14 protein-coding genes are annotated in these 19,873 nt (G+C 46.9%); 3 read left to right on the plus strand and 11 right to left on the minus strand.

Annotation, left to right across the window (positions count from 1 at the left end; translation table 11 throughout):
* Nucleotides 1–118 precede the first annotated feature (118 nt).
* Nucleotides 119–604, plus strand: coding sequence for a type IV pilin protein (locus ACQY2W_RS01930; RefSeq protein ID WP_428048896.1), 486 nt, complete (start codon nucleotides 119–121; stop codon nucleotides 602–604).
* 59 nt (nucleotides 605–663) lie between these two features.
* Here the strand turns inward: ACQY2W_RS01930 and ACQY2W_RS01935 are convergent, their stop codons facing one another.
* Nucleotides 664–6,633 carry an MG2 domain-containing protein gene (locus tag ACQY2W_RS01935; protein ID WP_428048897.1) on the minus strand — a complete coding sequence of 1,990 codons (5,970 nt, stop codon included), beginning with the start codon at nucleotides 6,631–6,633 and terminating at the stop codon, nucleotides 664–666.
* 269 nt (nucleotides 6,634–6,902) lie between these two features.
* Between ACQY2W_RS01935 and ACQY2W_RS01940 the strand changes: the two genes are divergently transcribed.
* On the plus strand, nucleotides 6,903–8,228 hold the full coding sequence (locus ACQY2W_RS01940; protein WP_428048898.1) for a rhamnan synthesis F family protein: 1,326 nt from the start codon (nucleotides 6,903–6,905) through the stop codon (nucleotides 8,226–8,228).
* On the opposite strand, the gene ACQY2W_RS01945 is transcribed toward ACQY2W_RS01940, so the two are convergent.
* The 7 genes from ACQY2W_RS01945 to ACQY2W_RS01975 form a co-directional block, all read right to left on the minus strand.
* On the minus strand, nucleotides 8,225–9,160 hold the full coding sequence (locus tag ACQY2W_RS01945; RefSeq protein ID WP_428048899.1) for a phosphatase PAP2 family protein: 936 nt from the start codon (nucleotides 9,158–9,160) through the stop codon (nucleotides 8,225–8,227). The two genes, ACQY2W_RS01940 and ACQY2W_RS01945, sit on opposite strands and share 4 nt — an antisense overlap.
* Nucleotides 9,161–9,172: 12 nt before the next feature.
* Nucleotides 9,173–10,765, minus strand: a complete 1,593-nt coding sequence (gene argS / locus ACQY2W_RS01950) for an arginine--tRNA ligase (RefSeq protein ID WP_428048900.1) — start codon at nucleotides 10,763–10,765, stop codon at nucleotides 9,173–9,175.
* 3 nt (nucleotides 10,766–10,768) lie between these two features.
* On the minus strand, nucleotides 10,769–11,275 hold the full coding sequence (gene rsfS / locus ACQY2W_RS01955) for a ribosome silencing factor (protein ID WP_428048901.1): 507 nt from the start codon (nucleotides 11,273–11,275) through the stop codon (nucleotides 10,769–10,771).
* Nucleotides 11,276–11,337: 62 nt separating this feature from the next.
* The gene (locus ACQY2W_RS01960; protein WP_428048902.1) at nucleotides 11,338–12,249 is read right to left on the minus strand and encodes a LytR C-terminal domain-containing protein; all 912 of its coding nucleotides are present in this window, start codon (nucleotides 12,247–12,249) and stop codon (nucleotides 11,338–11,340) included.
* Nucleotides 12,219–13,349, minus strand: a complete 1,131-nt coding sequence (locus ACQY2W_RS01965) for a nicotinate-nucleotide adenylyltransferase (RefSeq protein WP_428048903.1) — start codon at nucleotides 13,347–13,349, stop codon at nucleotides 12,219–12,221. Before ACQY2W_RS01965 ends, ACQY2W_RS01960 begins: the two co-directional genes overlap by 31 nt.
* Nucleotides 13,346–14,632 (minus strand): protoporphyrinogen/coproporphyrinogen oxidase, encoded by a 1,287-nt coding sequence (locus ACQY2W_RS01970; RefSeq protein ID WP_428048904.1) that lies wholly within the window; start codon nucleotides 14,630–14,632, stop codon nucleotides 13,346–13,348. Before ACQY2W_RS01970 ends, ACQY2W_RS01965 begins: the two co-directional genes overlap by 4 nt.
* Nucleotides 14,622–15,656 (minus strand): MraY family glycosyltransferase, encoded by a 1,035-nt coding sequence (locus tag ACQY2W_RS01975; RefSeq protein ID WP_428048905.1) that lies wholly within the window; start codon nucleotides 15,654–15,656, stop codon nucleotides 14,622–14,624. The genes ACQY2W_RS01970 and ACQY2W_RS01975 overlap by 11 nt, the downstream gene beginning before the upstream one ends.
* 32 nt (nucleotides 15,657–15,688) lie before the next feature.
* Between ACQY2W_RS01975 and ACQY2W_RS01980 the strand changes: the two genes are divergently transcribed.
* Complete coding sequence (locus ACQY2W_RS01980) at nucleotides 15,689–16,318, plus strand: hypothetical protein (protein WP_428048906.1); 630 nt, start codon at nucleotides 15,689–15,691, stop codon at nucleotides 16,316–16,318.
* A gap of 36 nt (nucleotides 16,319–16,354) precedes the next feature.
* On the opposite strand, the gene ACQY2W_RS01985 is transcribed toward ACQY2W_RS01980, so the two are convergent.
* The 3 genes from ACQY2W_RS01985 to ACQY2W_RS01995 are packed head-to-tail and all read right to left on the minus strand — an operon-like array spanning nucleotide 16,355 to nucleotide 19,871.
* Nucleotides 16,355–17,581, minus strand: coding sequence for a hypothetical protein (locus tag ACQY2W_RS01985; protein WP_428048907.1), 1,227 nt, complete (start codon nucleotides 17,579–17,581; stop codon nucleotides 16,355–16,357).
* Between the two features lie 5 nt (nucleotides 17,582–17,586).
* Nucleotides 17,587–19,002: a lipopolysaccharide biosynthesis protein gene (locus ACQY2W_RS01990; protein ID WP_428048908.1), complete on the minus strand. Its 1,416-nt coding sequence runs from the start codon at nucleotides 19,000–19,002 to the stop codon at nucleotides 17,587–17,589.
* Between the two features lie 44 nt (nucleotides 19,003–19,046).
* Complete coding sequence (locus ACQY2W_RS01995) at nucleotides 19,047–19,871, minus strand: purine-nucleoside phosphorylase (RefSeq protein ID WP_428048909.1); 825 nt, start codon at nucleotides 19,869–19,871, stop codon at nucleotides 19,047–19,049.
* Nucleotides 19,872–19,873 lie beyond the last annotated feature (2 nt).

A 19,873-nucleotide genomic window follows, 5' to 3' on the forward strand; every position in this document is an offset into this window, starting at 1 on the left:
TTTTTCTCTCGCTCGTCATCCCGCAGAGTTTCTATGCGGGATATAGCGAGAGAAAAAATAAAACTTGACATCGTTTTTTTTTTTGCTACATTTTATTTGATGATATAAAGGAGGTTGTATGAAAAACAAGCAAGCATTTACGTTGATTGAATTATTAGTAGTAGTTTTAATCATCGGCATTTTAGCGGCGGTGGCTGTTCCGCAATATCAAAAAGCAGTTTGGAAAAGCCGCTATGCGACGATGAAAAATTTAACAAACAGTATTGCACAAGCTCAAGAAGTGTATTATTTGGCTAATGGTGGTTATGCTCCCACATTTTCCGAACTGTCTATTGCGGTGGGAGATTCCGAAACAGACACCCAAAATTATGCTTGGGGGTATTGCACCATAGAAAGACATTTGGTCTATTGCCACAATAATGACATCAATATGGAATATCAAATATATTATGATCATGCTACGAATGCTTCTTATCAAGGCGTTCGCCAGTGTGTGGCGGGCGGTGCACATAATTTATCTTCTGTGCAAAGCCGGATATGTATCAGTGAAACAGGACATACAGCAGAATATTCAACTGCAAATTGGACCGTTTGGAACTATTAAAAATACCGACATATAAAACCCCCGGTGTATTTACCGGGGGTTTTCAAATTTACTTCTTTTTATTTTTCTACGTTAAAACTGCGGCTTGCGCTGTGTGCGCCATATTCGGGCGCGTACATAGACTGTACTTGCGCCGGGAGCGCGTGCAGTTGCCCACTTACCGTCGGGCGTAACGTGTAGCGCAGTGTAACCGTGCCGCGCGGGAGCCAATTGATAAAGAAGTGCGTGGCACTGTCTTTTACTTCGCGGTAGAAGCTGATGTTTTGATATGTCCAACCGCTAAGCAGTTCATCGCTCTCAAACCCGGCGGGTTTGGGGTCGTCCAACATTACATATTCAAATGCGCTGTCCGTATCCAGCGTGAGGTGTACTTCTATTTCATCGCCTACACGTACGATATCGGTGTTAGTTAGCGGACGCAGTTTCGTTTCGTTACCGTCCTTGACACGTAAGAAATACGCCCGACTGACGTTAATCACACCCTTGGGCGAAGTATTTACATCATGCGCGCGGTACACCGCATTAAGCGACGCAAAGTCCGTTTGGGGGCTTTCTTTCGTAATTTCAGCCCGGTACGTTTCCGGCGTTACCTGCGCGCCCGTGCGGACAAATTGCAAATCTTCCGTCCAATCTAACGGCTCAAATTTTATCGCTTTTGTTTCGCCTGCCCAGTTGAGTTGATAATTAGACGGTTGCGATAAAGCCCCTTGCGCTTGCATTACGTTTAGCACGGTAAACACGGCTTGTGTAGCGGCTTTGGTATTAGTCCAATCATTGACCTGACGGTTGAACAACAGCCATTGGAGCATCGGCGCAATTTTGTCTGATTGCGGGCGCATTTCTAATAGCGTTCGCAACGTAACCGTTTGCGTGGAAAGCGTATCGTTGTACCAAAGCCAACTTTGCGCTTCCGGCGCAAAATACGCACCCGTCAACGGATCTTGTTTGAGGCGCGAAAGCACGAGGTCCAAATACGCATTGGCTTTGACGTCGTCGCCCAAACGGTGATAGACGGCCGCGGCATAAATTTGCCCAAGCGGCGTCATAAACGCTTTTTGCGTGTCGGCGTAATCTATCCAACGCTTGATGTAGGGTTTGGCGGTGCTCATTTCCGGCCACGTCTGCGGGAAAGCAGACAAGGTGTACGCCGCATATAACGCAAACGCAACCGTTCGCGCCGATCCGTTTTCATCTTGCTTGAGCTGTTTTTCAATTTGCGGCACGATATAGCGCAACGCTTTTTTGGCGGGTGCCTCTGCAATTTTGGCTTGATACGCTAATGCTTCGCCAAAGGATTGCAACGCATAAAGCGTGAGGTAATTATCGTCGGGCCCTCCTGCAAACCACGTAAACGCACCGCTTGTGTTTTGCAACTTGGTAATGTTTTTAAGTTCTTTCTCCAGTTGCGCGGCTACTATTTTATCGTCAAACAAGTTAATAATATCGGTTTGTTTGGCCACGCGTCCTTGCGCTTGACGCAACCACGGCGTTTGCTCTAATAGTTGCAAACGTAACGGGTCGTTTTCGTTCCAAGATGCCGTGCGCCCGGTGCGTTTTGGCAACTTTTTAACGGCTTCTTTTAATTGCGGATACGTCGTATAAAATTGGTGTACTACCGTTAAAGGCACGTAACGGTTTAGCGAGGATACCAAGTCTTTATACGGCGACGAAAGCAAATTGGGCATAGAGTTAATAACCGATAACGCCAAACTCGGGTTGAGTGTTAAGGCGGTTAGTTCCACGTCTGTGGCGGGAACGGTTTTTAATTCACTTAGCTCCAACGTGTTCAGCCCGTTTTTTAGGGCGGTGTGTACACTTGCCAGTAGCCGCATTTTGCCGGGCAACACGGGGAGTGTTTTTTGTTCGCCGTCACTTTGCGTTCCTGCGCGGACGATCGCCGTTATTTGGTACAAGTCCGGGCGGGAAGGAGCGGTAATTTCCCAGTTGACAAACTGGGTTGTGTTAGGCGGCAATACAACGGTTTTTTCCGCTTCGGTAATGCCAAAATCAGCCAGTACGTTTTGGTCGTTTTGCGTGACCGACAGCGTTACCCGGGCCGTCATTTTTTTAGCCGATTGGTTGGTTAGGGCCGCTTGAATAACACCGTGGTCTTGTTCGCGGTAAAAGCGCGGTAACTGCAAGCGTAACATTAAATCTTTGCGCGAGAGTACCGAGCCGTTAAACGCACCGAATAACCCGTTTGGTGTGAGCGCAAAGCCAAACAAATTCCACGTAGTCAGCGTTTGCGGCAACGTAAATTGAAGAACCGCTTTGCCTCCGCTAAGCGCAAGTGAGGGGTTGAAATACGCCGTTTCCGAAAAATCGGTACGGATCATAGACGTATCGGGAGATGTCGTTTCCTTCGCTCCTTTAACCGCCTCGGCTGTGTCAAAAGCACCGTCAAAAGTAGCTTTTTCTTCCATAGCCATATCTTGCATGGCCGCGTTACGCATGACAGCTGTATCGGCTTTAGCCATGGCCATCATGGGAGCCGCGCCGAAAGATAAACTTTTGCGCCCAAAGCCGCGGGTCATCATTTGTAAATTAAGCGTAGGTAGCGGCAATAAAGAGAATTTGTCCGAAGAGAATTTATGATCAGACGGTTTGTAATACGCCGTAGTGGCCGGGCCTTGGCGACTGGCGGCAAGATCGGCTGTGTTTGTGTGTTGGGTGTAGAGTTGGTTAAACTCTAAAGACGGTTTGTTGGGGGCATAGTAATCTAACGATTTATCGTAAACAGTTACATTGACTAGTCCGTTGACAGCTGAGTCGGTAGCATCTTTGACGCGCAACGTCCAATTTATTTTTTGACCGGGTAAAACGGTATCCGGCGTGTTGACGCGCACGTCTAATTGTTTGTTATCAAACGGTACTTGCACGGACGCAGTAGCATTGTGAAACACATAATCGCTTGCGCCAAACCAACGTAACGCCAAGCCGCCCCGGTGATTTTGCGTAACAGGCAACGTGAAAATTTCCGCGCCGCCTTGCAATAAAGTACGGTAAGTTAAGAATTGGTTTTCTTGGTAAATTTCCACGCGTTTGGTCCCTGCCAAATTGCCGGCACCTATCAGCATGCGCATCTTATCGCCGGGATAATAGGTGGCGTGTTGGGGCAGCGCTACATCCGGTAATTTTAAGGATGATTTTTCTTCCGCTACCACAAAGACCATGCTTTGTTTGGCGGCTTTTTCGCTACTAAGTGTTAAGCGGTATACGCCTTCGGGCAAGGCGGGCAGTTGCACCGTTTGCGCGCCCGGTTTTTGAAAGGAAAGCGTTTGCGTTTGTACAATAGTGGTTTGGGCGAAGTCTTTATAAGATTCGTCCAGCGTGTTAGCGGTGCAATTATAACAACGGAGGTCGCCGGAGGTGGGTTGGCGGTCTTCCAAACGGGCGATTTGCAGGTTAAGTTTGCCCGTAACACTTTTCCCTTCCACGTCGGTTAAATCAATTTCGGCAAGTTCCGCTGTTTTACTTGCATCGTAGAAACCTTGCGTAAATTGCACACGCAATAAATGCGGGTGCGCGCTTATTTTATACGTGCGCGACGAAGAAATCGTGCGTCCGCTTTCATCAAAGACGTTGGCCTCTAGTTCGTAACGGGCAAATTCTTCATCTTCATTTTGGCGGGTGGGGGTAAATTCAACGGTAAAGCGGCCGTTAGAGTCGGTAGAGGTTTGGCCTTGTGAAATAATTTTTTCTTCGTTATTAAAAGGCCGTACCCACCACCAGTAAAACGGCGGCAAATAATTTTTGCGCTTGAGCGTGTAGGTTACTTTGGCTTTTTCTAACGGCGTGCCCATATAGTACCGGGCTGTGCCGGAAAGTGCCGCTTTTTTGCCATATTCCAAGGGGTGTTTTGGTTCATCTAAAATAAGTTCGTAGTCGGGGCGTTTATATTCTTCTACACGAAAAGCGTGATAGGCGTGATACGTTCTCCCGTCGGTATTTAAGGAAACATTGATGGAATAAGTACCCAGTAAATTATTTTCCGGCACGGTAAATTCGGCTTGTGCCGTGCCCAGTGCATTAGCGCGCGGACTGGCCGAAAAGACCGATTTACCGTTCGGGTCGGTTATTTGAAATTTAACGGTTTTATCTCCCAATGTTTTTAGACCGCGCGGTAAGCGTTCTAATGCTTGTGCGGATAAAAGCACTTTTTGCCCGGGGCGGTAAATAGGCCGGTCGGTTTGGGCAAAGAGTTGGACGGGGGCGTTGTTGTAAAAATGGAAATACAACCGATTAGCCGCAAAAGCGGTGGACGGGCCTTGGGTGGCTAATACATCTAAGGAGTACCCCGTATTTTGCACGTTTTCTTTGGGCGATACCGTCACCGAACGCACAACGTCAAATGTGCCGTCTTGCGAGGTGGTGGCATTCTCACGTGCGCCGTTCCAATCGGTAATTAGTTGTAAAGAAGTGGCGGATTGCGGCAGTCCGGTTTTTAAATCTACGGCGTAGATATGGAAAAGCGGCGCACGTAAAGTTTTGGCCGGAGCGGTGCGTTGGGCTACGTAGTCGGCCGGGTCCGCCTGCAAAGCGGCGGTGGCAAAGACAGCTAAATCGGTAGCGTTGACAACCCAACCGTAAACGGAATCTTTCTTAACATCAAAATCCGGCTGCACGGATAATAATACGACGTAAAATCCTTCGTCTAATACCGGCAACGTCAACTCGCCTTGTTGCGCTTTGCCGACTTCTTCGTAAGTAACCTGAACCGATTTTTCATACCGCGGGGTGCGGCTTAAAAAGGTGGGGATGTCTTGCGAATCTAAATGGGTAACTTGCCCCCATGAATTGACGGTGCGGCGGTTGTAGTGGGCCCGGTATAATTGGGTCAGCTCTTCAAACGTAGTCGGATATACCCGTGCATATACGCGGTGTAAATTTTGGCCCGAAAAAGGTAATACCGGTTTTTGGCGGTTAAACGGTTTGTCGCTTTGGATGGAAAGTTCCACGCGGGTAATGCGTTCTGCCAGTTCGGCGCATTGTTGGGTGTAGTACGACGGGGTTAATTGCTGTTTGGCATATTCACAAATTTCCAGCGATTGCGGAAATTGTTTTTGGTCGTAGCGCAAACGGGCCAGTTCCAACGCTGCGTAACTTCGCCCGTAACTTATATTGGAAGTATGGGTGGCATAATTTTTAAGCCGGTTCCACCACGAGGTCTTAGGCGTTGTTTTGCCGGATAAAAGTTGTAATTGGTCCGCCGCAAATTGGCGGGCTTTTTCTTCGTTTTCCAACACAAAAGCCGTACTATTTAACGGTTGGAGCAATTGGTCCACCGCCCAAAACAGGCGGGCATTGTGGCGGTTGTTTCCTTCGGCGTTAGCGGCGGCGGCCAGTAATTGCGAAATCAGTAACGCGGTAGGTTTATGTTCGCCTTCTTTGAGCCGTGCGTGACCTCCTAAATAAGACGGGTGCGCCGGATCTAGCGGAGTCACAGCAAGCGTGCTGTTTTGTTGTAAATATTGGCGCCATTGGGAAACGGTAAAATCAAATAAGGTAGGAATTTTTTGGGTATCGGTATTAGTGAGTTGCAAAATCAGATTTTCCTGCTCAATGGGGCTGACGAGCAGGGTATCCCGCAAGGCCCATAGTTGGCGAAAATCGCGGTCTATTTGTGCCTGCCATTCTTTGCGGGTCCACTGGTTTTTATCGGAGGTATCGTCGGTTGACTCAATTTGGGTAGCGTTTAAAATCGGACGGTACACGCCGGAAACTTGTTGGGCCATGTGGATGCGGTAGAGCAAAAAACGGGCTTTCCAAAGCGGGTCTTGGGGTAGCGGATAGTCGTATAAAGAGACAGCGGCATTTAAAAATTCGCCTAAACTGTAACTGCACGCGGCGGCGCGTAACTGGGCGTGATAAAGGTCCGTTCCGGTAGCAGAAGGTATAATTTTTTCGTATTGAGTTTTGGCGGTTGCGAAGTCACTTTCTTGGTAGGCCTTATCGGCGGCCGACAGCGTTTGGGCGTTTAGTCCAAACGGGAAAAATAACAATAACGCAAAAGAAATGATTTTTTTCATAACAACTCTCCTTATTCAAATTGTAGCAAAAAAGCCATCCCCGTTTGACGGAAGAAATAGGCAAAAAACCGCCTACTGAAAATTTTACTTGACATCGTTTTTTTTTTTGATAGTTTTTAATTAGGCCGACTTTGTGCGGCCGATACATTTGGCCTAATCGGATAAGACCGCTCTCTCATGGGGTGTATCCGAATAGTCCCCGGTGGCAAGTAACTGGGATTAGCTGCTTGCCGCCGGGTTGTAAAAGAGTTTATTTGGGAGTATTTATTATGTCCGATAATTATGTTGAACATCTTGTGGGGCGTTGGATTTTTAGAAAACAAATCCAACAAAATCGCTCGTGTAAAATTTTGGTCATTTTGCACTTGTATTATGAGCATGCTTGGCCAACTATCAAAAAATATTTACGAAATTTGAGCCCATATACGTATGACTTGATGGTTACATATATACCTGAACAGACAAATGTGAAAGTGCTAGCTAACATTAAGAAATTTAAGTTGAACACCTGTTTTTTCCCTTGTGAAAATAAAGGATGGGATGTTGCCCCTTTTTGGGGAGTTCTTTCAACAATAGATTTATCCAAATACGATATTGTCTATAAGTTGCACACCAAAGGAACGAAACGTAAGTTTATTTTTATTTATAATCAAATCTTTAAAAAGAAGGATTGGTTTTATAATCTTTTTAACGGTATTTTAGGTGGTTTTTCCGTGCATACCGCTATCCAACACCTTTATACTAATCCGCAAGTGGGGATCGTGGCGGCAGAGAATTTAATTGTCTGTGACCCTAAACATAAACAAGCATTTACCAAAACGTATGCTAAACGATGGCACATTGATATAAATCCTCGGTATCATTTTGTGGCGGGGACTTGTTTTGCTATGAAAGCTTCGTTATTGCAACAAGTAAAAAAATGGCCGATTGTCGCGGACGATTTTGTGCCAACGGAAAGAGGACAGTTTTCCTCGGCGCATGCGCTAGAGCGGTTATTGTGTGCTTTTATTGAACCTTTGGGATATCAGTTCTTTGGACAAAAGACAGCGCACCCGCGTTATGGGTGCAAGCTAAAATATTGCCAAAAATATACTGCCTTGCGTTTGTTGGAAGATAAACGCGTTCACGTAGATTATGAATTTTTTTATAAAAACTTAGAAGGGCGACTAATACTTTATGAAATTAAAAAGCTTTCTTTAGGAAAAATCAGGCGGGAGTGGAACGGAAAAATTTTAGAGTTGCAACATACTCACGCATATCAGTATTTAGAGGGGCATATGCAACAATACAATGATTATTGTATAGAGAACAAAAGATTATCTGGTTTTTCTATGTCCTCCCAACGGTTTGGGGCCTTAATTCTTTCTTTACAAACAGGTTATGACGAAACATATATGCCTGTTGTACGCGCGGAGGATTACGTGTTGTGTGACGGCCAACACAGATGTTGCTGGTTATTAAAAAAATACGGGCCGGACTATGTAATACCTGCCCTATGTATTACCAATGCTTCTAATCTGCGTTTGGAAAAAAAGATAAGACTTTTTATTAAAAAACAGTGGAAGAAATATTTTAATATGTTTTGTAGCAACTAATTTTTTTGGCGGGTGCACCACTTAATGACCAGGGGATAGAGGGCTACGATGTAAATAACAATGCAGCTTTGTGTGCAAAATCGGCCCCAATATTCGCCCAACCACACAATAAAGGGCGCACGCAGGTGGGTAATCATGAAACATAATGGTATCATTCCGATAAATGCCAAGAAAATACCTTTGATATTAAATCCGGTTTCTTTAAAGTTTATCCACCGTTTTTCAATGTAGCGCGCTACACAATAGGCGGCAAATTCTCCGATGTGGTGGTAACCGTCGTTTATCATCTTGGTAGGATCTACTATCAGTTTTCCATCCACGTAGTCCATCGGATAAGGTTTAAAGGTAATGTAGAGCAGAGCCAACGCACAAAATACAAGGCCGCCCAACAAACATTTATTTTCATACTCGGGGTGGTGCATTACCCACGCGGTGGCTACCAAAGCCAATACACCCAAAATGAAACCCACGCCGACGTCTTGTGGCGTATGAACCCCCAAATAATTACGGGAAAAACCTGTGACTAAAACAGCCAGTACACATAGGACGGAAAGCCAACGGGTTGTTTTCTTATTCCAAAAACAAACAGCCAATCCACCATAAATGGGGGTGGCACCCATCACATGCCCGCTGGGGAAAGAATATCCGGTGGCCGTCTTGGTAGCGTTATTGGCAGGGATAATGCGCGCATCGCGTATCCACGGGCGGTAAGCACACACGGATAACTTCACTACGGCATTAAGTGCTAGTGACAAGTAAGTAGCGCAGATTATATATAGTCCGTTGCGTTTACTTAAACACCAGTACATAAACACGGGTAACAAAAGTAAATAGGTTATTGCAAAAAGAGAAACGCCTTCCAAAAACGGCGTCCATGCGTCGTGGATACCATTGCGGAAGTTTTGCAAAAATAATAAATAACTGATGTCCACTTGTTTATCCCGCTACATTTGTTCCGGCGCGCTTACGCCGATAAATTCCAACCCTTTTTTGATGCGTTCGGCTACCCGTCCGCAAATAAATAAGCGCGAGAGGGTCAAGTCCGGGTGTTGTTTGTCTACCACGCGGCACGTGTCGTAGAACGCATGAAATAAGCCCGCCAGTTCAATTAGGTACGTCGTCAAATGATGTGGGCTTAAGTCGGCTACGCAGTTGCGCAGGACTTGTTTAAACCAAATCAGTTTAAGCAGCAAAGCGCGCTCTTGCGGGGCTAGCGGCGTTGTAATTCCGTCGTAGCGGGTAAAACCTTGCTCTTGCGCGGCTTTGAAAATGGAGTGGATGCGCGCATGTACGTATTGCACGTAAAACACGGGGTTTTCGTTGGTTTGTTTTTTAGCCAGGTCCATATCAAAAATCATGTGGGCATTGGGCGTGCGGCTGGCGAAGAAGAAACGGCACGCATCGGTTCCTACGTCGTCCATAAGTTCGCGCAAAGTAATAAAATGACCGGCGCGTTTGGACATTTTGACTTGTTCGCCGTGTTCGGTAAGGTGCACCAGTTGGTGAATAATCGGCACAAACGATTTTTCGTCATGTCCCAGCGCATGTACGGCGGCTTTCATACGCGGCACATAACCGTGGTGGTCTGCTCCTAAAATATCTACGAGCGTGGTATATCCGCGGTCGTATTTATTTTTATGGTAAGCAATATCAGCCATAAAATACGTCGGACGTCCGTCTTTGCGCACGAGTACGCGGTCTTTGTCATCTTGTGCTTCTTGGTCTTTTGTGGAGCCAAACCATACCGCATCTTCTTTTTTATACGTGTATCCTTGTTTGGTTAAATCTTGCAAGGCAGATTGCACCGCGTTAGATTGGTGCAAGTCCGACTCGCGGAACCAACGCGTGAAATCTACGTGAAAATCTTTCATATCTCGTTGTTGGGTCTTGATGAGCTCTTCCATGGCCCAACGTCCATATTCTTTTTCGGGTAAATCGGCGGGGATGCGTTTAGCCAGTTCCACTAAATACGAGCCGTGATATCCGTTTTCCGGCGGCTCTTTGCCTTCTTTGCGGGCCTTTAGCGATACGGCTAACAGTTCGGCTTGGTTACCGGCATCGTTAACGTAATACTCGCTGTCGCACGAATAGCCCAGTGCGCGGTGAATTTTCACTAAGCTGTCGCCCAAGCTGGCTCCGCGTCCGCTGGCTACGTGTAAGGGGCCCGTCGGGTTGGCGGAAACAAATTCAATCAAAATGTTTTGGCGGGAATTTTCATGGCGCGGGTCTTTGATGCGGCGGTCGGAAGCAATTTTAATCACAAACGCATCTTCCAACGTCACGTTAATAAACCCGGGGGGAACGGCCACGGCTTGTTTAATAGCTGTCAGCTCACAGAGTAACGCACTGGCTTCTTTGGCAATTTCCAGCGGGTTTTTGTGCATTTTTTTGGCAACCGATAACGCCCAATTAAGCGAAATGTCGGCCCCGGTATGGGCGGGGGCAACGGCAAAATCTACTTCCGGGAGTTCAAATCCTTTGAAATAGTCTGCACGGGAAAGTTTTAAATGAATATCCTGTTTAAGTTTTTCTAACATAGTTTATTTCTTCTTCGTAGTTTTTTTAGCTACCGTTTTTTTGGTAGCAGTCTTTTTAGTAGTGGTTTTCTTCTTCGGTGTAGCTTTTTTAACCGTTGCTTTTGGGGTAGTTTTCTTTTTGGCGGCAGTTTTTTTAGCCGTTGTTTTTTTGACCGTTTTTTTGACGGGTTTAGTAAAGTCCACTTCTTTGCCGAAGCTGAAGATTTTATCCAAGGCATAAAAATCACGTGCTTCTTGCGTCATGATATGGGCTAAAAAACTGCCGTAATCGCTTACGCGCCAGAGATTGCTTTCGCGGCCGTCGCGGTTTAATTTATAAACGCCTTGTTCTTTAAGTTTTTTGCTGATTTCTTCTTCCACGGCGTCTAAGTGAGGTTTAGACGTAGCCGTAACAATCAAAATAAATTCACACAAAGACGAAAGACCGCACAAGTCAATCACTTTGATATTTTCGGCTTTTTTATCATCGGCCAACCGGGCGGCCAAACAAACCAGTTCTTTTGTGTTCATAATTGTTCCTCTTAAATGGTGCTCCTTTTAGTCTAGCATTTTTTGACGGGAGTTTGCGTAGGTTAAAGCGGCATTTTAAAGTCTTTACCCAAAATAATGCGCGTATCGCAAATGACATTGGGGGACGACCCCGCGCGAATTTCGCCCGTAATGCCGATGGCATTACCCAGTTGTTTTAAGGCAACGGGTTGGCCGGAGTAATTTTCTATCCATGAAGTTTCTTGGATAGAGGGGTAATTGTCGTATTGCAATACGTCTACGCGCAAGAGTTCTTTGGTGTTTTGCTCGCGCAAGTACTGGGTAAGCTCCAACGCAAGCCCCTTGCGGCCGGATGCGTTTAATACCTCTACGATAATTGGGCGGTCTTGCAGGGCCAAGGGAGCGCGGTCCGGGGAGGAAATGTCCTCACTAAGCGGGAGTGAAACCTTTTTCTTTTTGGAAGATTTTTGCGGCAACCGTACGATAAAATCGTTGGTTTCCAGTTGGGTAAGCTCCATGGCTAAAAAGGCAAATTCCGCTACCGACAAATTGGTCCGCCGATCGTGCAATGCCGATAAATAAGCTCCGGCCGCATACACGGTGAGTAACGGATTGTAGCGCCATTTGGAAAGCACGCGTTTGAAATCTTCCCAAAAGGCAGCGCGATCCGTTTGGACCGGTTCAAAGTATTTAAGCGGTAACTGGGGGGAAATGCGGTCGGCTTCCAATGCTTTTTGGATTCGTTCTTTAGGATCTTTGAAATGTTTTTTTTCGGATAAAACGCGCACTTCGGCTTTACGGGTGGAAGGCGTATATGTAACAAACATCGCCGGACTGGTGAGCAAGGTAATTTCCAACGGGGTCTTATCGTGCGCGGCTGTGTATTGTACGATGTGAGAGCGGTTTTGTATGTACGCACTCCACCCCAACGCGCCCACTAATATTGCGAGTAAAATTCGTTCAATTATTTTCCTTGCTTGACCAGGTGATTCCATAAATCAATTCCTAACGGGCAGAGCCATTTTTGCGAATCAATCGTAAAAAGCAGTTTTCGGTTGGCGGCATACCAAAGGGCTTTGTCCAAATCTTGCATGGCTAAATTGCGGATGAGAAAAGCGTCTTTATACTTGCGGTCCTTGGACGAAATATCCGCCACAAATAAGATTTTAGACAGCGTGCTCATGCTTAAACTGCCCAGTGTATGTTCCGCTACGGCCCGGATGACTTGCGGATCTTTGACACCGAAGGTATGTTTGGCCAACCACGCCGATACAAAACTGTGCAGTAAACTGGGCTCTTGACGGCAGATATCCTCAAAAAACGGTACTTTAATTTTGTGGGTCCGGCAAAAGCGGATCAGTTCTTCGCCGGAGAAACCTTTGCCCGCGTCATGCAAAATGCCCGCACGCACGGCCGTTTCCACATTGACGTCGTAAATATCGCTTAGTGCGGCTGCCATTTCGGCCACTTTACACGAGTGCAAATAGCGGTTGGGTTTTAAATGTGCTTTGAGCCACTCGTGAATATCCAAACCGTAGAGTTGGTGTTTATAAATCGTTTGGGCAATTTGCGGCGGGACGGTATCGGGGATATTCCCACACGATAAAATGTGCGCGCGCACGCGGCTGGAAGATAATTTAGGGAAAAACCCGGGCAAGAAAATATGTTTAAAATTAGCTGGGTTTTCGTTATAGCCCTTGCGTTTTCCGGCGACAACGGTGGTGTTGTCAAAAATGACTTGCGGGTTTTTCCAGTTATGTACATCGTTCAGACAATCGGTACCGACCAGCAAATAAATTTCCGGGTTATCGTAGCGTTTCTGCAGGTAGTGTACCAGTTGGTAAGTATATGTTTTACCGCCTTGGCGCAGTTCATAATCGTCAAAAATGAGGTGCTTGCTCAGGCCGGCAAACGCCAACTTAAGCATTTTCATGCGCAAGCGAAACGGCGTGGGCGACTTGGCCTTAAACGGCGAGTGATACGCCGGGACGATGTGGGTTACATCGGGCGAAATTTTTTTAATGGCCCGGCGCAGTAGCGCCACGTGGCCTTTATGGACGGGATCAAAACTACCCCCAAAAACAAGTACCTTCATAACACCTCACTGGCTAATTGTTTGGCAAGCTCTTTGCCTTGCAAGAGCGAGCGTTCTATAAACGAATATTCCCACAAGCCGTACCGGCCCGCACAAAAGCAACCGTGCGATTGTAAATCGTTTAATATGCGTTGTACGGCAGGTGTGCGGTGTTTATCGTAAACGACATATGCACAGGGGAACGTCTGCCAAAACTCAACTAATTTTTCGTCGCTACCAGATATTATACCTTTTTGAACAAGTGCCCGGCGAATTTGTTGCGCACGCGTACGCGACGGACGTACCCGGCCGGGCAGTTCTACGTAGAGCGAATAACACCCTTTTCGCGCATTAGACACGGCGAAACTACTTTGCACTCCTACGCGGTAGAACGGGTCTTGTTTATCCGGAGTATATATCCAATGAAAAGACGGCGCTTTGCCTTTAAACGCTACGTGATACACGGTTACCGGTTGGCACGCTAATTGGCGTGAAAAGCGGGAAAGCCCGGCTTTGTCTTGAAGTAAATTTACAAATGCCGTAAGCGGCAACGTGTTGACTAAATAATCGTATGAAAAACTTTTGTTTCCGGCCCGTACGGTTTTGTTTTTTAAATCAATGTGCGTAACCGGGGTGCTTAGTTGCAAATTTTTTACACGCGCCGCAAGCGCGTACGCCAACGCGCCACAACCGCCCTGCTTGGGGTAATAAAATGACGCGTTGTAACCAAACGGTTTGGACGGCTTTTTAACAGCACTTTGTTTGATTTGCGCAGCAGACGGTACGGGAACAAACGGACCGCACCACTCGCAAGTCAGCTCGCGCGGCGCGCGTCCCCAAAGTTTAGTATTGTACGGACGCATAAACGCTTGGTAGATACCTTTGCCAAACGCACGCAAACAAAATTCTTCAAAATTACGGGGAGGTGTTTTTGCTGTGCGTTTGGCGGCCAATAATCCTTCCACACACGCGCGCCGCACGTCTGTCGGCAAAGCGTACAGGTGTGCTTGAAACGGAAACGGCACGCGGGAGTTTTTTGTATATATCCACGCGTTGCGTGGCAAACGGTGCAAATTCGTGCCCAACAGTTGCCGGACGAGTTTTTTGCCTTGCAACGTGTGTAAATGCAGTAAGTGTCCGCTGTAATCAAACGTAAAACCGTCTTTGTAAATACTGCGGCAAAGACCGCCGGGCTCGTTTTCTTTTTCCAATACAAGATAATCGCTATGTCCGGCCTGTTGCAAGTGATAGGCGGTGCTCAGCCCGGTGAGTCCGCCTCCTAAAATTAAACAGTTAACGTGCATGCGGGCCCCCGGTACGGAAAAGTCGGTAACCTAGTACAAGGGCCGCCAATATAACGCCCAGCAAAATAATTGCTGTGCACGCAGGCGGACAAAACGTAACGATAAATGCCAGTAGGTTGCCAATTAACGCTCCCAACGCAAAGGTACATACAAGCCGTTTATCCGTCCAACCGCGTGCCCGTAAGCGCAAGGCGGCGTGGTCGTTACTGCCTTTTAACGGGTTTTTGCCTTGCATGAGGCGCGCAAGCGTTACAAAAGAAATATCGGCTATTGGTACAAATACGATGAGAAGCGGAGCTAAAAAGCCCCAGTTAGACAGGTGGCTGTATCCTGTTCCCAAGCACAGTGCGGCAATCAAAAAACCGAGTAGATTAGACCCGCTGTCACCCAGAAAAAGTTTGTGTGTGCGGGAAAAATTAAACGGTAAAAATGCCACGCACGCGCCTAATAAAGAGAGAGCTGCAAAATTGACATAAATAAATTCAGACGGCAGTGCGATCAGCGCAAGCCCCAACGTGCATACAATCGCTTGTGAGGTACAAAGCCCGTCCACAATATCTAATAAATTAAATGCGTTGGTAAGCCCGACTACCCACAAAAACGTAAGCGGATAAGCAAGCCACGGCGAAGGAAAAACGCGTATCACAATACCGTAGTAAATTAAACAAGCCGTAGCGGCCATTTGCAAGAGCAGTTTTGTCCAGACGCTAAGCCCTTGCGGTTTGCGTAAATCATCACACAGGCCCATCACAAAAATCAGCGCACCGCCCAAAATAATACCGCGCAAACTGTGCAAAGTCCCCGTCGGAAATTGCGTGCATATCCGAATCAGTATCAATGTAGCACACAGCCCCGCAAAAATACCGCAACCGCCTAAAACGGGCACATCGTGTGCGTGGGTTTTAAGTCCGCCGGGTTTGTCTACTAAGCGCAAAGCGCACGTGCGCGCCAGTAGCGGCAGAGCGGCACGCGTACACGCAAACGACGCACAAAACGTAAAGAGATAAAGGACAAATCTACCCATAATATCTATAATATCATAATAAGGAGAGCGATATGTTCAAACAAATTTCAATTTTTTGTGTGGCCGTATTTTTAGGTGCGTGTGCGGGGGGGCAAATTAAACAAGTGCCGCCTCAAGTGCACGCGACGAAGAAAGTAGATTTTTTTGTGGGAGGTGCTACGCGCGCCGCCTTTAAAGTAGTAGGCACGATGAACGATATGGGCTTAGAGGGCGTATTGGTGGCCCAAAAAATCGGCGATGAAGAATTTGAAGTGTCCGTGATGACGGCGGGTGCATACCGCGTGATGCAAGCCACCGTTACTCCGGCGGGGATCGCGTACCGCTATTTATTCAAAGATGCTGACACGTCTTTTGTGCGCGGACGAATCAACCAGTTTTTAAATTTGTTGTTGGCAGACGTGGGTGTATACCGACGCTACCGGACAGAAACCAATACACTTACCGTAACATATAAAAATAAAAAAGCGTCGGTGCGGCTGATGTATAAGCCCTCGCAAACATACCCGTATGCGGCTCAAACAATTACCACGCTAAACACCGCCGATTTGTTTTACAGCGAGTATGCCCCGGCTAATGACAGCGGTAGTATGCAAGTACCGCATGAGCTGATCTACAAGGACGGTAATATAGAAGTTTTGCTTACCCTAATTAGTTTGAAATAATTAACTTGTTTCGTGTTAAAAGGATCTTTTGAAAAATTATTTAGCCGAAGTCTCTGAACGAATCACTTGGCCGGTAGAAACGTTGACATCGTAGAAAAATATTTTTTTGGCAGCAAGGCCGTTTGCGTCAGATTCTATGTGAATGCGCAAAATATCGTTGGGTTGTAATTCAAAAAATTCTTCTAAATGTTCCGGGTCGGTTAGTTCCTGCGCGCTGACCGAGCCGATTTTTTCGGCATTGCGTATTAAACTTACCGATAAAATCCGTTCCTCCGGGCGTAATACCGCTACCGGGTGTGCGGCGGCTTTTAAAATAAGATTTTGCTCACGGTGGGTGGTGCCTAACATTTCATCCACAAGCGGCATAATCAGAGAAATAGGGGCTACCCAATGGATATCCGGCAGTGTTTCGTTTTCTTTTTTAACGGGTTGGGTAAGAGAGAATAAAGAGGTGTTTTGTATTTTATCTTCTTGCACAAAGCCCACATATATACCGACTACTTGACCGTTTGCCGTAACGGGGGAACCGCACATGCCGGTAGTGGCCCTCTCGTTAGAATTGCGTAAAATAAGACGGTATATGCTGGAAAATAATACTTCTTCTTTGGCAAAATGCAACGGCTGATCGGCCGCAAAACCGGATATACTGGCACTTTGTCCTACTTGCGGCAGGGTGGCACTCATCGGTAAGGGTTGCACATACGGACGGGCCTGAGACGGAATTTCAAAGACGGCTACATCCGTGCCAAAAATGTTGCTGAGCCGAAAGTTAGCAATCGGTAAAGTTAAAAATTCGCCGTTCTCTTTGGCAAAACGGGCAAATGGCAAGTGGGTAAAGGGGGGGACCTCTTGTCCTGCGGCGCGCAAGCGTTCCAACCGTTGCCGGTCCTCTAACCGGGCGGAGTTATACATGACGTGCCCGGCTGTAACGCCGAAGAGGTGTCCGTCTACTTCTACGGCAAAGGCCGAAGCCGGAAAAGCCGAATCTTCATGACGCTGTATGCGAAAAACTCCCGCCGCATTTGTTAGCGAAGAAAAGTTAAACTGTATCGGTGAGGGAGTGTCCGGGGCCGGCCGGAAGAAAGCGCGGAGTTTGGTTTGTAACAGTTGGTTGGAAATTTGCGAAAGTTGGCTGAGTTGCCGGGCATTAAATGCTTGCCGGGTAACTGCTTTTTGCAGCGCAGCTACTTGCCCTTGTGCGTGTGCAAAAGGGATACATAACAACAAGAAAAAAATTGAAAAATAAACTCGCATTAAATTCATTATATTTAATTTTCCCTTTTTAAGATAAGTGCCATTATAGCCGGATAGATACTTAACAAAATTATTTTTACCGCCAGCCCGTCGCCAAACGCTTTGCACAATACGACGGTTGCCGTGCCAAGCACCACAAGCGCGGCCAGTTTTTTATACTCGTACGGAATCGGATAGACGCGGCGCGTAAAGCAAAACAGCGCCAATGCCATGGCCCCGTAACTAAGTGCCACCGCCCAACCAGCTCCCAAAATGCCCAGGTGCGGCACTAATGTCAAATTGGTGCTAATGCTGACGAGTGCCCCAAGCAAGGTAATCCACAACAGCACGCGCGTTTTTTTGGTAAGCACCGGGCCAATCATAAAATTGACGTAAAGTCCGTAGCAAAAATATCCGCTTAACACGAGCGGAATTACAGGAAGTCCGCTCCAATACGCAGGCGCAATTAGGTGGAAAGAGCCAAACAAATTACTTTGGATAATATCGGGCATTAAGAAGATTAAACCCAGTAATACCCACCCGGCAATCGCCACGAAAAACGAGAACACGCGCGCGAACGTATCTTTGGCATCATCGTCTTTGGCGTGGGCGAGGAAAAACGGCCGCCATGCTTGATCAAACATGGAAACAATCAGCATCATAAACACGCCGATTTTAAAGTTGGCCTGATAAATACCCACTTGCGCCGGCCCTGCCAAATGCACCAAAATCGGTTTGTCAATCACGCTGACAAATAAGCTGGCTAGCCCCGACGGTACAAACGGCCACGCAAACGTGAGTAATTCGCGCTCTAACTTACCGTCAAAGCGGAACGAAAAATTTTGTTTGAGTTCGCTGTACACCACGGGGGAAAGCAACAAAAGTGATGCTAAAGAAGCAAAAATGTTTGCCCACAAAATAGACGCGATCCCTTTGTGAAGTACGGCGATAAAATAGATGTTTCCAAGCACGTTTACGACGATAGAAGCCGTGCGCACGCCCGCAAAATACCATGCACGCCGCTCTAAGCGCAGTTTGGTAAACGGGATCATGTTAAGCACGTCTAAAAACAAAATGGCGGCGGCTAATTTCAGCAAATAGCCCTCTTCCGCCGGGATGCCGATAATACGCGCGGCGGCTCCGTTAAACAGCCAGAGTAACCCGCCCAGCACAAGGCCGTTGAGTAGGACCCCGTAGAAACATTGGCGAAAGACTTTATTTTTGTCGGTAGCGTCACTAGCAAAGCGCAAATAACTTTGGTCCATCCCAAATAAAAAGACCACGTTAAATAACGCAATAGCCGCAAAAATCGTGGCGATAATACCGTACTCGCCCGGCACTAAATAATACGTGTAAAACGGAACTAAACAAAAGTTGAGCAGTCGCGCCAGCACCGTAGAAGTGCCGTACACTAAAGTTTCTTTGCCAAGTCGTTTAATATCTTTTGCCATACGTAAAAAGCCCGCGCGCAGTTCAACACGCGCGGGCTGTTTTCTTATAGTTTTACAAACAAAATTTCCATCAGTTTTTTGAAGTTGATTTCTGCTTTTTTAGATTCGCGGATCGTCTGTTCGTGCGAGAGCGGTTTTTTCTCAATGCCGCAACCCATGTTGGTTACCACAGCCAGCCCCAACACTTTAATACCGCATTGGCGCGCCACTAATACTTCCGGCACGACGGACATGCCGACTACGCTAGCACCCCATTTTTTAAACATTTGAATTTCGCTGGGGGTTTCAAAGTTGGGACCCGTGACGGCGATATACACGCCTTCTTTGGCTTTTAGGCCAATTTTTTTACACGCGGCTAATGTGACTTTGCGCATGGTTTTGTCGTACGCTTCGGATAAATCAAAAAACATCGGCCCAAATTCCGGCTCGCGGCTGTTACCGATCAGCGGGTTGTTGCACATGAAATTGATGTGGTCTTTGAGTACGCATAACGAGCCGGGGGGGAGTTGTTTATCCATGGAGCCCACCGCGCCGGAGACGAGCAATTTTTCTACGCCTAACATTTTGAGCGTGCGCACGGAAATAGCAAACTCTTTCATTTGGTACCCTTCGTAAAAGTGGAAACGCCCTTGCATGACGACAATTTTTGTACCTTTATATTCGCCAAAAATTAAATTGCCCGCATGACCCGGCACGGTGCTTTGCAAAAAACCGGGAATCGTGGTGTACGGTACAATTACTTTTTTTTCTAACGGGGGAATGGCCCAACCTAAACCCGATCCGGCAATAAGACCGATTTGCGGTTTAAAATTTTTTGTTTTTTTGTTAATAAAGCTGACGGCTTTTTTAATTTGTGCTAGTTGCGGCATAG

Source organism: Candidatus Avelusimicrobium caledoniensis, from assembly GCF_902756455.1.
Classification (GTDB): domain Bacteria; phylum Elusimicrobiota; class Elusimicrobia; order Elusimicrobiales; family Elusimicrobiaceae; genus Avelusimicrobium; species Avelusimicrobium caledoniense.